This window comes from Segatella copri, assembly GCF_009495355.1.
Lineage (GTDB): Bacteria > Bacteroidota > Bacteroidia > Bacteroidales > Bacteroidaceae > Prevotella.
In genome coordinates this window covers 1-14,629 of the sequence record NZ_VZAD01000082.1, presented here as the reverse complement: position 1 = coordinate 14,629, position 14,629 = coordinate 1, and the positions used below count along the sequence as shown (strand labels likewise).

Annotated in this window: 11 protein-coding genes; 3 read left to right on the top strand and 8 right to left on the bottom strand. The window is 50.9% G+C overall.

What is annotated here, in order from left to right:
- The first annotated feature begins 374 nt into the window (after positions 1-374).
- The 3 genes from F7D20_RS10885 to F7D20_RS10875 all read left to right on the top strand — a co-directional run bounded on the left by F7D20_RS10885 (position 375) and on the right by F7D20_RS10875 (position 7,136).
- Positions 375-5,441, top strand: coding sequence for an AAA domain-containing protein (locus F7D20_RS10885; protein WP_367383931.1), 5,067 nt, complete (start codon positions 375-377; stop codon positions 5,439-5,441).
- A 224-nt stretch (positions 5,442-5,665) separates the two neighbouring features.
- Positions 5,666-6,472 carry a metallophosphoesterase family protein gene (locus tag F7D20_RS10880; protein ID WP_158464060.1) on the top strand — a complete coding sequence of 269 codons (807 nt, stop codon included), beginning with the start codon at positions 5,666-5,668 and terminating at the stop codon, positions 6,470-6,472.
- The gene (locus F7D20_RS10875; RefSeq protein ID WP_194253554.1) at positions 6,453-7,136 is read left to right on the top strand and encodes a hypothetical protein; all 684 of its coding nucleotides are present in this window, start codon (positions 6,453-6,455) and stop codon (positions 7,134-7,136) included. Before F7D20_RS10880 ends, F7D20_RS10875 begins: the two co-directional genes overlap by 20 nt.
- Before the next feature lie 92 nt (positions 7,137-7,228).
- On the opposite strand, the gene F7D20_RS10870 is transcribed toward F7D20_RS10875, so the two are convergent.
- The 8 genes from F7D20_RS10870 to F7D20_RS10840 all read right to left on the bottom strand — a co-directional run bounded on the left by F7D20_RS10870 (position 7,229) and on the right by F7D20_RS10840 (position 14,361).
- Complete coding sequence (locus F7D20_RS10870; protein ID WP_158464059.1) at positions 7,229-7,630, bottom strand: N-acetylmuramoyl-L-alanine amidase; 402 nt, start codon at positions 7,628-7,630, stop codon at positions 7,229-7,231.
- Between the two features lie 192 nt (positions 7,631-7,822).
- Positions 7,823-8,263: a hypothetical protein gene (locus tag F7D20_RS10865; protein WP_158464058.1), complete on the bottom strand. Its 441-nt coding sequence runs from the start codon at positions 8,261-8,263 to the stop codon at positions 7,823-7,825.
- On the bottom strand, positions 8,260-8,628 hold the full coding sequence (locus F7D20_RS13240) for a DUF5675 family protein (protein ID WP_367383930.1): 369 nt from the start codon (positions 8,626-8,628) through the stop codon (positions 8,260-8,262). The genes F7D20_RS10865 and F7D20_RS13240 overlap by 4 nt, the downstream gene beginning before the upstream one ends.
- A gap of 75 nt (positions 8,629-8,703) precedes the next feature.
- Positions 8,704-11,205, bottom strand: coding sequence for a DUF3987 domain-containing protein (locus F7D20_RS10860; protein WP_158464057.1), 2,502 nt, complete (start codon positions 11,203-11,205; stop codon positions 8,704-8,706).
- A 6-nt stretch (positions 11,206-11,211) separates the two neighbouring features.
- Complete coding sequence (locus tag F7D20_RS10855; RefSeq protein ID WP_158464056.1) at positions 11,212-11,604, bottom strand: hypothetical protein; 393 nt, start codon at positions 11,602-11,604, stop codon at positions 11,212-11,214.
- 384 nt (positions 11,605-11,988) lie between these two features.
- Positions 11,989-12,270, bottom strand: coding sequence for a hypothetical protein (locus F7D20_RS10850; protein WP_158464055.1), 282 nt, complete (start codon positions 12,268-12,270; stop codon positions 11,989-11,991).
- A gap of 284 nt (positions 12,271-12,554) precedes the next feature.
- Positions 12,555-12,986 (bottom strand): hypothetical protein, encoded by a 432-nt coding sequence (locus F7D20_RS10845; protein WP_158464054.1) that lies wholly within the window; start codon positions 12,984-12,986, stop codon positions 12,555-12,557.
- A 1-nt stretch (position 12,987) separates the two neighbouring features.
- Complete coding sequence (locus tag F7D20_RS10840; RefSeq protein ID WP_158464053.1) at positions 12,988-14,361, bottom strand: hypothetical protein; 1,374 nt, start codon at positions 14,359-14,361, stop codon at positions 12,988-12,990.
- Positions 14,362-14,629: the final 268 nt, after the last annotated feature.

Sequence of the window (14,629 nt, the reverse complement as noted above, 5' to 3'; positions counted from 1 at the left end):
CCCTCAGTAGTTTTACCATCACATAAGTTTTGCCTTACTTAAACTTAGTTTCGCGTGTATGAAAACTAAGTTTTCTTCCAACCCATCCCTCTGCTGACACTGACACTGACAGTCCGATTTTCCGCACCCTGTCTTTGATGAAATGAGGACGGAAAAGTAAAGAAATGTTAATAATATATTTTTATATTTATAAATTTATAAATATAAACTTTCTCTTTCACCCTTTTCCCTCAAGGGGGGAGTTACGGAATTTTGGACTGTCAGTGTCAGTGTCAGCGCTTCTGTCCATTTTCGCCTGTTGACGCAGGCAAAAATTTGGTGGTATCGAAAATAATTTGTAATTTTGTGAGCAAAATAAAAAACGACACATGGGGGTGAGAATATACAAGATTTCTGAGTATGAGCATGCGGCCGAGATCAGGCAGTTTGATGCACTTTGCCGAATCCTGGGCGAGTTGGAGGCGCAGACGGGTGGGGAGTACGTGCTCGTGGGCAACTACAACATCGAGGGCGTGGAGCTCGATGCGCTGCTCTTCACACCGCAGGCGGCATTGGTGATAGAGTTCAAGAACTGGGGCGGCAGCATCGTGGCAGGCGAGAACGGCCCCTGGACCAGCGACGGCAGGACGATAGCAGGTGGAGCCTATGGCAAAAGTCCCTTCGCACAGGCACGGCTCAACCGAAGCCGAACTGCCGCAGGACTGCGCAAATATCTCGGATGTGAGCGCCTCGAAGTGGGAGTGGTGGTCGTGTTCAGCCGGGATGCAGAGATCGACGCCTCGGGCCTCTCGGAGAGTGTAGGGAAGTGGCTCTCCGTGTGCGACAACCGCCACTTGGGCGCAACCCTCAGCCGCAGAAGTCAGGGCGCACAGATTTTTACGGCCGAGCAGATGCGCGACATTCCCCGACGACTCAGGATAGAGGCCTACGATGTGCAGACGGCAGGCGAGGGGCTGGCAGGGCTGCACGTGGAGAGTGTGGCGACCGACCTCTTCGAACAGGTCGACCAGATACCCGCCGACATTGACATCCGTCTGCGCTACCGTCTGCTCAGCGAGGTTTTCCATCAGGCCGTGGAGGGAAAGTTGCAGCAGTCGAAGACCAAGTTTGCCGGCTTCTTCGCCATGGTGGACTATCTGCTCACCGAGAACCGCGACAAGATGCGCGACGCCTCTCTCTCGGCTTCGGTCAACGCCTTCCGCATCCGCTTGCGCCGTCTTCAGAATGCGCCCCGACGGGCTCAGGATGCCCCCGAAGCCGTACTCACCGATGAAGAACTGCGTCAGTCTGTCGCCCACGACACAGCCGCCCTGTGCAAGTTTATCGCTCTCGTTTACGACATTCCCGTGCCCGCCAGTCTCGACCATCGTTTCCCCTATGTCGTGGCTTCCTATTACCGTCCGCTCTACCGCAAGGGCAGCGAGATGCGGGTCATCATCGACACCTGGGACGACACCCTCATCACAGCCACCGACAGCGAGACGGGCGAGTCGTGCCGCATCTACTATCGCAAGGCCGACAACCCGTATGCGCTGGGCGACCGAGCCTATCTGGCCGACATCCTGCTCAAGGGTGAACAGCTCAACCTCATCCTGCCCCGCGAGGAGGCTGGCATCATCTATCCCGCCATCATCATCTACAACCCCGACTATCTGATAGACGTCACCTCACTGGCAGGATGCTTCTCCGAGCAGGAGACCGCCACCCCCTACGCCTACATGCTCAGGAAGCTGGCGCCCGCCTTCAGTAACGAGGCCATCATGCTGGGTAACTTTGCCGGACAGCTGCTCGACGAGGAGGTTTACCACGTAGACCGCCCCTACGAGAAGAGCATGGCCGACTTCTGCGCCCGCAATGCCGTGAGCCTCGCCGTGACGCCCCTCTCAGACCATTTCCGTGCCGATGCCGAACTGCAGCGCCAGCACATTCGCCGTGCCGTGCAGGGAGCCCTGGCCGAGGCCTCGTCGGTAGCCTTCAGGCGCGACGGCAAGAACACCATCCTGGAGCCTTCCTTCTTCTCGCCCACACTCGGACTGCAGGCCCGTATGGACTTCATTCAGAAAGACCTCACGCTCATGGTGGAGCAGAAATCGGGCAAGGCGTCCTATAAGTCGAGCCCCGAGACACCCCGCATTCGCCCCGACCACTATGTGCAGGCGCTGCTCTATCGTGCCATCTTCAGATACAACTACGGCGTGGCCTACAAGGACTTCCATTCCTACATGCTCTACTCGAAGTACGCCAACAGCCTGCTCGACATCGCCTCGGCGCCCGACCTGCTCTTCAAGGCGCTCAGGTTGCGCAACCAGGTGGCCTGGCTCGAACTGCTCCTCACGCGTGGCGGATTCCGCATCCTCGAGTCGCTCACCCCCGAGCTCGTATGTCCGGGCGAGAGCGGAACGTTGTGGGAACGCTACAAGCGGCCACAGCTGCAGGCGCTGCTCGACTGGGTGCGCACGGCCACACCCTTGGAGAAAGACTATTACTACCGCTTCCTCACCTTTGTGGAGAACGAGCAGATGCTCTCCAAGGTGGGCAACCGAACCAAGGAGGAGTCGGGATTCGCCTCGGTATGGAACTCCACACTCGACGAGCGACGCAACGCCGGCAACATCTATTGCGACCTGCGCATGATGCCCCTCCGACAGGTCAAGGGAATGCCCATCGAGCGGGTGGAGTTCGCCTTCGCCGACGGACAGGACAAGGACGTGTCCAACTTCCGCAAGGGCGATATCGTCTTCTTCTATGCCTACAATCCCACCCTTGAGGGCGAGCCCAACGCCACGCGCCACTATGTGTTCCGTGGGTCGATCGTCGACATTCACGAGACGAGGGTAGAGGTGTCGCTCCGCAATCCGCAGACCCAGCGCGAGGTGTTCGATGGCGAGGTGTGGGCGATAGAGCATGACTTTATGGAATCGTCGTACCGTGCTCTTTATCAGGGTCTTCAACTCTTCCTCGAAGCCCGTCAGGAACGCAAGGACTTGCTCCTGTTGCAGCGCAAGCCGAGGGTCGACACCACGCTCACACTCCAGGGCGACTACGCCAGCCAGGGCAACACGGAGTTCAACGACCTGGTGCTGCGCGTGAAGCAGGCCCGGGACCTCTTCCTCATCATCGGACCTCCCGGCACGGGTAAGACCTCCTTCGGCATGGTCAACGTGCTGAAGGAACAGCTCATGGAGGAAGGCACGTCGGTACTGCTGCTCTCGTTCACCAACAGGGCTGTGGACGAGATGTGCAGCAAATTGGTAGGCGAGGGCATCGATTTCATGCGCTTGGGCAGCGAGCTGGGCTGTCATGAGGCTTACCGCTCCCACCTGCTCGGCAAGCGGTCAGAGGCGTGCCGCGACGGCCGTGAGATCAGGCAGATGATAGAGCGTTGCCGTGTGTTCTGCGGCACCACCACAGCCTTCAACAGTCAGATAGCCCTCCTGTCGATCAAGCATTTCGACCTGGCTATTGTCGACGAGGCATCCCAGATACTCGAGCCACAGATCGTAGGTCTGCTCTCGGCGAAGAATGCACGCACGGGCGAGCACGCCATCGCCAAGTTTGTGCTCATAGGCGACGAGAAACAGTTGCCAGCCGTCGTGCAGCAACAGGAGTCGGAATCCATGGTGCAGGAACCCAACCTGCGGGCCATCCACCTCACCGACTGCCGGCTCTCGCTCTTCGAGCGCCTCATCAAGGCTTATCGCTCCGAGGGTGTCAACAATGAGTACAGCTACATGCTCACCCGCCAGGGACGTATGCACCGCGAGATAGCCATCTTCCCCAACTATGCCTTCTATCAGAACAAGCTTATCCCCGTGCCCCTGCCTTATCAGGAGGAGCCCACGCCGCTCACCTCTGAGAGCCACGACGGGCTGGAGGCATTGCTCACCACCCGCCGCATCGCCTTCGTCACCTATCCCGAGCCACGACAGACAGGACTCGACCCGTGGCAGCAGGAGACCTCCGACAAGGTGAATCTCATCGAGGCCAGGATGATCGCTGCCACGGTGCATCGCATCTACCTCATGGATCCAGAGGGCTTCGACAAAGACCGCACGGTGGGCATCATCGTGCCTTATCGCAATCAGATCTCCACCATACGCAACGAGATAGACAGCTACCACATCGAACCGCTCCACGACATCATGATCGACACCGTGGAGCGCTATCAGGGAAGCCAGTGCGAGAACATCATCTACGGCTTCACCATCAGGAAATACTATCAGTTGGCATTCCTCACCGGCAACCAGTATGTGGACCGTGCGTCGGGCGAAATCATCGACCGCAAGCTCAACGTGGCGATGACCCGTGCCATGAAACATCTCATCATGATCGGCAACGCCAGACTCCTGCGCGAGAACGTCATCTTCTTCAAGCTCATGGAGTTTGCCCGTAACAGGCAGAGCTATTTCGACATCTCGCCCAGCGACTATGTGAGCGGAAACTTTGTCGTTGGGGCAGCAGGGGCGCTCGACTCTGCTGGGTCGCTCGATTCGGCTGGTTCTGTCGGTTCGCTCAAGGAATTATCATCTGATGAAACCTTTGACCGTACGTTTCGTACGGTCGTCGAAGAGTCCGTCAAGGGCGATGCGATGACCCGTTGGCCCCAGTATGTTCTGGGCAACGAGTTTGCCACCAACCAGGCGCTCATCGACTATGGCAGGAGCCATTTCGTGCAATCCAAAATCATTCAGACCGATCTCAAGGACACCTCGGGCAGAAACCGGATGCGCACCTTCACGCCCGCCGATCAGGTGCTCGTTTACTGTCACAACATGATGCCTGCCCACTATGCCTGCGCCAAGCTGATGTACGGCTCGGTTCGGGAGTGGGTGGAGGAGAGGCTCTCCTCCACCTCCCTGCGCACCATCTCGGTGCATCTGGGTTGCGGACCAGCCACCAATGCCCTGGCTTTCATGCAGGTTTTTGGCGACAAGATAGGATGTTTGGAGTACGAGGCAGTCGACATCTCGGAGAGCATGCATCAGATGGGCGAGCGGATGCTTCATGCCGCTTACGCCGACCGCGTGGTTTATCACAAGCTGAGCCATTTTGAGGAGTTGAATGACGATGATTGGAATGCTTTGTCCAGCGTTCCTACGGCCATCTTCTTCCATTTCTCGTACATCTTTGCGAAAATCGGTCCCCAGTCAGCCGAGAAGTTGGCTACACGCATCGCTTCCGTCATGGCTGCCCATCCTCTCAACAGATATGTTTTCTTCATCCAGCAAGCCGATGCCGACCGTTGTCTCAAGAGTTATCGTGTGTTCCGTAAGGCGCTCTCTGCCCGGGTTCATTTTGTGAAGGGGGGCTGCGCCTCGGCAGTATGGAATGCGGATGCTTCTCATGTGCAGGCGGATGCTTCTCATGTGCAGGCGGATGCTTCTCAGGTGCAGGCGGATGCCCTTGCCTTTCCGTTCTCTTATGAGATTTGGGAGGGATAGCTTCCTGAGGCGCCCAGCGAACATACTGTTTGCTCAAGTTTCGCAAGAGTCCGTTTCTCTCTCTCAGGGCTTATCATTTTTTAAGGGGTCTGAATCTGGTGAACGACTGTTCTAAATGTCACGAAATAAGGAATATATGTACTCTTTGATTTCTTTTCGAATGCAAAACTATTTCGTAATTCAGGTTTTTTGATTACCTTTGCAGCCGTATGAAAAAAAGAAAGATGAGATTTATCTGGGCGATGGTTGGCCTGTTGGGGCTGTCGCTCGTCAGTTGTGACAAGGTGTTCGACGTGCATCCCTATGATGTGAATATCAAGGGAGAGAAGCATGTCAACGCCAAGCAGATAGTGAAGATAGAGGAGGCGACGAAGGACAAAGCCACCTTTCGGTTCGCCTTTATCAGCGACTCACACCAGTGGCTCAATGACCTGAGTGACGAGGTGAGCGACATCAACCGCAGGGCAGATATCGACTTTGTGATTCATGGTGGCGACATGACCGACTTTGGTGGCACACAGGAATTTCTCTGGACTCGCGACCGGCTCAAGAAACTCAACAAACCCTTTGTGGCACTCTTGGGCAATCATGACTGTCTCGGTACAGGGACAAAGGCTTACCGGGTGACTTTTGGCCATCCCGACTTTGCTTTTATCGCAGGCAGAGTGAAGTTTGTGTGCCTCAATACCAACGCCATCGAGTACGATTATTCGCAACCTGTTCCCAATTTCGACTTTATCAAGGCCGAATGGACCAATCGGGCAGATGAGTTCGACCGCTCAGTCGTTTGTATGCATGCCCCTCCTTTCACCGAGCAGTTCAACAATAACGTGGCAGAACCCTTCAATGATTACATCCACAAGCTGCCCCAGCTGATGTTCTGTCTCGACGGTCATGGCCATCACATTCGCATACAGGACCTCTATGAAGACGGTACTATCTTCTATATGACAGCGAGTGCCAAGGAGCGAAAGTATTATATATTTACCATTACTCCCGACGATTACAGCTATGAGATTATTGATTTTTAGGATATTTCTTCTTTTGTTTCTGATGCCGGCATGTGTTCAGGCGCAACAGAACGCCGTGGCAGATACAACGTTGGCTGCTCGCGACACGATGGTGAAACATAGTCGCTATGACAACCGCATTCACCGTTATCGCCGCTACTGGGGGGCACTCATCCCTACGCAAACCGTCCTGCAGACTTGTGGCAACATGGGACTGTTCTCCTTCGGAGTGGGCTGGGATTATGGCAAGCATCGCCAGTGGGAGACGCAGTTGCTCTTCGGTTACATACCGAAATATGACTCCAACAATGCCAAGATGACGATGACCCTGAAGCAGAATTATATACCCTGGTCGGTGATGTTGGGTCATGGCTGGGCCTTCGAGCCTTTGGAGTGTGGCTTGTATTTCAACACCGTCTTTGGCTCAGATTTCTGGACGAAGCAGCCGTCAAAGTATGGCAGTGGCTATTATCCTTTCTCCACACGCATCCGCCCCAACATCTTTGTGGGAGAGCGTTTCACGGTGGATGTGCCCGAGAACCGCCGCAAGTTTGTGAAGAGTGTCACCTTCTTCTACGAGCTGAGCACCAACGATATTTATTTCATGCGTTTCTATCGCAATGGTTCTGCCGGTTTCTGGGATGTCTTCGGCTTGTCGTTAGGCATCAAGACGCAGCTGTTCTGATGGGACTTGTGATAGTTGAGCCGATCTTACCCCAATTCGGGATAAAATAGCGATTAGTTGCATGTGAAGACTGATACACGAAACTAACGTTTTCAACCGAATTCCTTTTGTACGTCGAAGCAGGGACAGGCTTTGGCGGCGAACTCGTTGTGGCCGTGAACGGTGGCGAGAGGGAACTCTTCCTGCAGCTGTTCTACGAGCGCACGAAGCGAGGCTTTTTGTGCTGCCGTCCGAGTGTCCTTGGGCTTGCCGTCGGTCGACAGACCACCGATATAGCAGATGCCGAGACTGATCGTATTGTGACCTTTGCAGTGTGCGCCAATCTGGCGCTTCGACCTGCCTGCGTGTATGCTGCCGTCACGATATATCACGAAGTGATAGCCGATGCCGTTGAAGCCTCGCTGGCGATGCCAGCGGTCGATATCTTCAACGGTGAAGTCCTTGCCCTCTGTTGTTGCACTGCAATGAATGATGATTTCTGTAATTTTTCTCATGATTTTTTCTTTTTTGATATTATCTTTTGGGGAGTTAAGGGAGTTAAGGAGTTATCGCTCCCTTCGGTCGCTGAGGAGTTAAGACAAATGTCTTGAGGAAATATTTAATGTTTAGTGTTTGATTTCAAGTCCACAAAAGCTATTGTCTTAACTCCTTTAACTCCTTTAACTCCTTTAACTCCTTTAACTCCTTTAACTCCTTAACTTCTTCCCCAGCAAAACAATAACACTTGCTCCTAATGCGATGATGCCGAGGTAGCCGAGGAACTTGGTGAAGGGCGGTGTGTAACGCTCTTTCTTTACCACAGGCACTTGCTTGACAACAGGGATTGTATCGGTTCGAGTCTTATAGACTGTATCTCTGAGGAGGCGGTAACGAAACTCTATTTTCACTCTGTCGCAAAACACCGTGTCTGCCTTGCGCTCGATACGCTGCCGTCGGTCGATATAGATTGAATCGTATTTCACCTTGCTGAGCAAAATGGTGTCGTGCGTAGCGGAATGTACAGGCACGATGTCAGTAGTGTTGCTGGTTGTCTTGCAACTGCTCAACAGGAGCAGAAACAGAAACAAGATAAACGCTATGAGTCTGGCTAAGAGTCTGTTCTTTGCTGGATTTTCAGTTAGTTTCATGCTGTTCGGTCTTTAATAGTGATAGTAACGTCTTTGTTTTTATTATTGACAAATCGCTTGATGCGGTTGCAAATATAGCTGTGATACTTCTGTGTATGAACGAGTAAACCACTTGTTCTATATTCGCCTACATTGATACTCCCCTTGACGCAAGTAAAAGGTCCATTGTAACATTCAAATCGAGTAGCCTTTGATCTGCCTATCCAGACGAGCCCCTTTTTGCAACTTATGGTGTGGCAACCTAAGGGAAGGTGCAGCGAGGGGTGTTCACAAGTATTGCATAAAAACTTTCCATTTATATACAGGTTCCCATGAACTCCCCATCGAGTATAGTTTGTTCTGATAAGAAAAATTTCTATTTTCATATTTTAATTGCTTTAAAAGTTGATTTTGAAAATGACAAAAATGACTTTGACAAAAATGACAAGTTTTTGAGACTTTTATACAACTGTCGATATTTTTGTATATCTTAAGTCCGGTTGCTGTACAACAAGTCCCTGTTTCTTCCAGTTCTTCAGCATCTGCTTTACCATCATACTCGTAACCCCAGAACCTTTCACGACCAAACTTTGTTGCATGGCCATTTCCTCAGTAAAAGTAGAATCCAGTCGCTCAAATATGGTGTCGTTCTTGCCTCGATGGGTACGGCCTGTAGTGGTCTGTCCAGCATACTCTCTCGACGAGAAGGCTGCCTCGATTCTTTCTCTAAAGAAATAAAGGGCATTTTCCATCAGATAGTCGGCGATGACATCAAATAATGAAAGCATGGAGGCTGTTTGCGCCTTGACGATCATGTCTTTCCACATCTCTGGTTCCTCCTTGAGTATCTTTTCTGCGCCTTGAAAACCATTTGCCTTGATTAGTTGTTCAGCGACATCACACAGCATGATACAGGTCATCATCCGCATGGTTGTAGGGCAGATTCTGAAACGCTGACGAGCCTTAATTTTGTCGTCATTTTTCATTGTTTCAAGACGTATCTCTTCCAACCATTCACGCCCCTTTTTCTCCAGCTCCTCGAGAACGACATCACCGCTCATCAGCGGCAGCAAATGTGCTATTTGGGATATTTGCTCACGCTGTCCATTATTCAGGACATACAGGTTTTCGGTGAGTGCGGCAAATGTGTTGTCGGGCGTTCTTGCCACAGCTATACGGCTCTGAAAGCCATCCGTATAATTGCTTACTACACGATAGAGCGCATCAGGAGTTCCGCACATGGTAACGTTCCAAAGCAACCTGTCGATATGGACATTTACGGCATCCGCACTCTTTGCCTCGCGTTCGTAACAGGTTCCGTCGTATGCCTGACGAAGCATCACAGAAAAATCACTCAGTCCAGAACGCCATTTCTGTGCTACGGTGTCAGCTTCTGGTGTAAAAGAAAATGCGTGTTTACCTTCGGTATTTGAGAGGCGGTCGGCAAGGTTGGCGACAGTATTGTTCAGAGTCAGGATGCGGATAGGCAACTTGGGTTCCTCTGGCTGTTCCTTCTTGTTTTTCGCAGCACGCTTCTTTGCTCGCCAGTCCTCTTCCTGCTGAAGGTAAACTTTATCCATCTGCTTCATTTCTTTCGTCCATGACGCAATCAATGGGTCGATGCTACCCTTTCCTGATGCAAAGTCACCAGCAATATAAGAGATAAGGTTGAGCGAATTGTATCTGCCGTGCACCGAGATTTTGACACCTGTCGCAAGGGTTCCTATCACAGGACAGATTGCTACAAGGGCTGGCATGGCGAGGTGTGGACCCACAGAGTCAACTGAATCTCGAACGCCTTGCGGCAGCGATGGCAGGGCATGATAATAAAACAATTCGTCCTGCTCGTTGATGTCATCCAAAGCCTGCTCGATGTTTTCTGTATTGCTGCCTTTGCTTTCCTTGATGGCTGCCAGCACATCCTTAAGCCTTTTGGGCATTCTTGCACGTTTTTCAGCAAGGGCTGAGTCAATGCAAGACAACTTTTCGACCTCGGGAAATCCATCGTAACAAGGAATTACCTTGTCTAAAAGTTGGCGGTCGAAGCCGCAAATATGGCGCAGATTGACTGCCAGTTCGAAGGTCAGCGTGTTGCGATTTGACTGAATAGGCTCATGTCCGTCGTTATAGAGTTCCCACCATTTGCGGATGATGTCTGCATAAGGGATGCCACAGTAGTTGAGTGGTTCTGAGGAGGCTGTTTCTGTTGTCTGCTCAGACTGTTCGGCCTGATGATTTTCAGTATTCTTGGATGCAGAGTTTTCAGATTGATTCAGCTGCTCTGCTGCTGTATTTTCTGCTTTGATTTCCGCCTCTTTCTGAGGTGCTGCAACCTCCCAGGGCTTGTAGTGCTTATTGACCTTATGAGCTCCTTCTGGCAATACTTCCTGTCCGTATTTTTCTCGTTCTTCCAGCAACTTTGCCTCTGCCTTGACGGCAGCTTCATCATAAGAGTCAGTGAAGAGTTCGGGTGAGAGATAGAGCAAGTCGTCAGCGGCGGCCGTTGTAGTGAAATACACTCGGTTGATGTCGTGAGCCGAAGTGTCCATCTCGCATTGCAGCATCGTAGCCAAGCGCACCTGATTCTCCAAGATGGTTTTTCCCTGCTCTCGCTTGCATACCACGTGTCCGCCCTGTCGGGCACTACGTTCCAGCATCAGAAGTCCATATTTCCCAGGGTCTTGCAGCAACTTTTCTGCAGCGATTTTAAATGACTCTGGGTCGTCGAGGTCGAAACCGAAAGCCTTGCTGGGCAACTTGTTTCCCTTCACGGTTCCACCAGGATAATGTCCTGAATAATTCATCTGTACCAATCGCCTTTTGGCAGCATCATTTCCGTTTCTTGCCAGTCGAAGGTTTGCCATTTGCTGGCTGCTGTTACGCAGCTCTCTGTACTCCTGTTCTGAGGTGATGGGGCGGGCGACCTTGCGCCCTTTCTCCACCTTGATATAATAGCAACTCATCGATGATTAATGTTTCAATTGATACTCTACAACCGCTTCACTTGCGTCTTCTGCTTCGTCTGCAAGTACATCGCCGATATTCACGCCCTCGTCGCAGTAAACCTTGAGTGTCAGCTGTATAGCTCCGTCTACTGTTTTGCTTACTCTGCCATGAGCCAGCTTCTTAATCAGCTGCGAAAGAGGCTTTTTCTTTGGCTGTGCCACAAAGTCGAAGGTGCCGTCTGACATCTGTTGCGCCACACCTCGCATTCGCAAACTTGGCACTCGGTTCTTGCCAATAAAGTCGGGTGCAAACATAAAATATTTGCTCTCGTCGTAGTAAGCCACGCCTGCTATCTGGACGTGCTGCACACCTGTATTTGTGTTCAACACATTTGTTTTGTTGTTATTCTTTTTCATAATCTGTTGTTGTTTAGATGAGCGAAAGAAGTGTGTAAGTTTTAGTTTGCGCAAATTGTCCCGAGACATTTCTTACGCCACCTTTTCAACTCAGATTAATAAATGATTTTGACCTGTACGGTTTTAATTACCCAATACGCCCTGAAAGGGCAGAAGCTCTTAGCCCAGGGCATCGCCCTGGGTATTTATGGGCGAAAAACCTGTCGCCCTGTAAGGGCAAAAGCTTTAAAACTCCCGACAATTTTAAGGCTGTTGCCCTTACAGGGCGCCTTGCTGACTGCCATTATACCCAGGGCGTTGCCCTGGGCTAAGAGCTTCTGCCCCTTCAGGGCGTGCTGCTTATAGGAGCTTGGGGACTTTCCAACCGTACAGGTCGATGTTGGTTTACTTTTTCACGCTGTCGATGTCAGCGACCACGATGTCCTGATACATCTGTCCGTTATACTCCCGAACCTGGAAGCGGAGTGAAGCTACAACAAGCTCGTGATTGCCGAAGCTCAATTCAGCGGTTGTTCCGAGCATGACCGCTGCATATGAATTCTCAAATTTCCCGCCCATCTCCCGTAGGATGATGTTGCGTTTTTTAAGCATCCCGCCCTCGCTTTTAGGACTCTGCACAGTCAGGACATCGCCCTGCTGTACCACTCTCATGATTTTTGTTTCCATAATTCTGTTTGTTAAATAAATTACTTAATTACTCTTACTGAAAGAGAGGTTGAAACTCACGTTGAAACTGTACTTCCAAATGCGGAAAGAAAAATAAATGTTCATACTCTGAAAAAATTAAAAGTTAATAAATCATGTTCCGATGCCTTCAAACAAAAAAAGCACCGCCAGCCAGACTTTATTGTCTGATTGACGGTGCAAAGATACTAACAAGTAATCGGAGCACTCCTATACTACATCTATACTACATGTTTCCGCATTCATCCTGCAAGGGTAAGAACTCGCTATTTGCTGTTGAATATTTCCTCGTTTTTCCACTTCAGTTCGTCGAAGATACGCGATTGCTTTTCATATGCTACACTGCTTGACATCGAATTCGATAGGTCGTTGCTGTAGCCTGACAAGTCGATATTGAACAGGCGGCCCAGCCAGTCAAAATAATCTTTTTTCGTCAGCTTATTGCCGTTCATATCCTCCACCTTGCCACATTCGTACCAGGCATTCATCACCCTGATGAAGTCTATCTTTGTGCCCTTTTTTCTTGACAGGCGCAGCGGACTTTTCAGCTGTTTCTGCTCTGAGTCATTCGTGGTTTCGGTAGTGTTCCCTTCATCTTTTCCCTGATTCACATTCTCGATATGCACATCACCATTCATCGTGCTGCCAGCGTTCATTGTCACGCTGTTTTCTGCAAAATTGTTTACGATACTGCTCATTTTATTCGTTCTGATTTTCGTTGTTTGTTTTTATTTTCACATCACCCATCATCGTTCCTCCAGCCTCTACGCTCACGCTTCCTTGTGCGAAATGATTGTTGATTCTCGGAGCTTCGGCCACAGCTTTCAGAGCCTCTGTCTGCTGCTGCAAGGCTTCCGTCTGTCGCATCTGCCCCTCCTGTATGGAGAGAAAACGGCCTGTCATTCCGTCTACCAACTGCTTGTCGGATGGCGGAAGATAGGGTATATGGCGGTACAGGAAGGACTGCATCACCTTCACATCTTCAAGCCTTTTGAGTTGACGGCAATAAGCGACGATGGTGTTGACGAGGCGCTGCTGCATCACTCCGATAAGAATCGGTGCTGCTGCCGTTGCTGTCAGTCCCAAAGCTATTCGCAGCCGATGGCGGACGGCAAAGGCGGCAAGAAGCAGTCGCAGATGGCGTAGTGGAATGTGGGTGTAATAGGCTCGGGTCAGCAGGTCGGTCTCGTCGGCAGTAGGTCTGTTGGCAAGGGCAGGGATATTGGTGAGCAAGGTTTCTATCTCATTGAGCCACAGGGAGAGTTCCAGCAAGTCGAGTTCCCGGCAATCGGCTCCTTTCAGGTGCAGCCATTCGTGCCAGCAGCGATCTGCATCGTGCGATGCAAGCAGCCGAGGCAACCATTCGTGCTTTCGCTCCTCCTTTCTGTGTTCCGTACACAGTCCGGACAACAGGTGTTCCATGTCCTGCGCCAACTTCTGTATCCATTCGCCGTCCTTCGCTTCCATCGTTCTCACGATATTCTCCATCCCCATCCTGGCTTCGTTCCAAAGGGCGTTTTTGCCTGTCGACACCAAGGCTTCGGTATAGCCTCGCACCTCTTCCTCGTCTTCTGCGGTCAGTGTTATCAGTGTCAAAAGTTCCTGCAGCATCATCACGGCATCGTCCACGCTCAGCATCTCCTCGGTCATGGGGAAGAGAGGCAGAGGCGGTTCCCATTCCATCCATTTATCATCGTGAACGATGGGGACTAAGGGCAAGTTCTCGGTTTCTACAGCGACATAGAAATAACCATGCTCATCAACTTTCACCTCTACCACCCGGGCATGGAAGAATCCTCGTCCGCTGGCAGCAAGTGCAGCAAAAGCGATTGATTTGTAATCGTCACGATTGCGCACATAACCTATCTTCCGACTCATCAGTCTGACGGCCAGTGCTTCCTTGTCGGCAGCATTGGTGGGTTCGGGCTTGATAGTAACACGAGGGTGTGTCCTGTCCAATTGGGTCAGGAGGTCGATGGTGCGTTGGTTTTCCTGTGCAGTCATGGGTGTTTCGGGCTCATGGTCGGGGTTGGCGGCAAACTGCACTCCTACTATTTTTATTCTTGATGTCATCAGGATTTTTAGTTAGCATAATATAATGGATTGCAAATATAGTTATTCTTTTTGTAACAGCCAAGAGTTTTTCGTGATATTTTTATGATAGTATGAAAGAATATTTTTCATTCATATTATAACCTTTAGAAAACGCACAAACAATCTGCTAACCTTGTCATTTTTGTCAAAGTCATTTTTGTCATTTTCGATTTTGAAAATGAAAAAAAAGTTCTATAAAGAATATATATATAAATATATATTTATATATATATTCTTTATAGAGGTG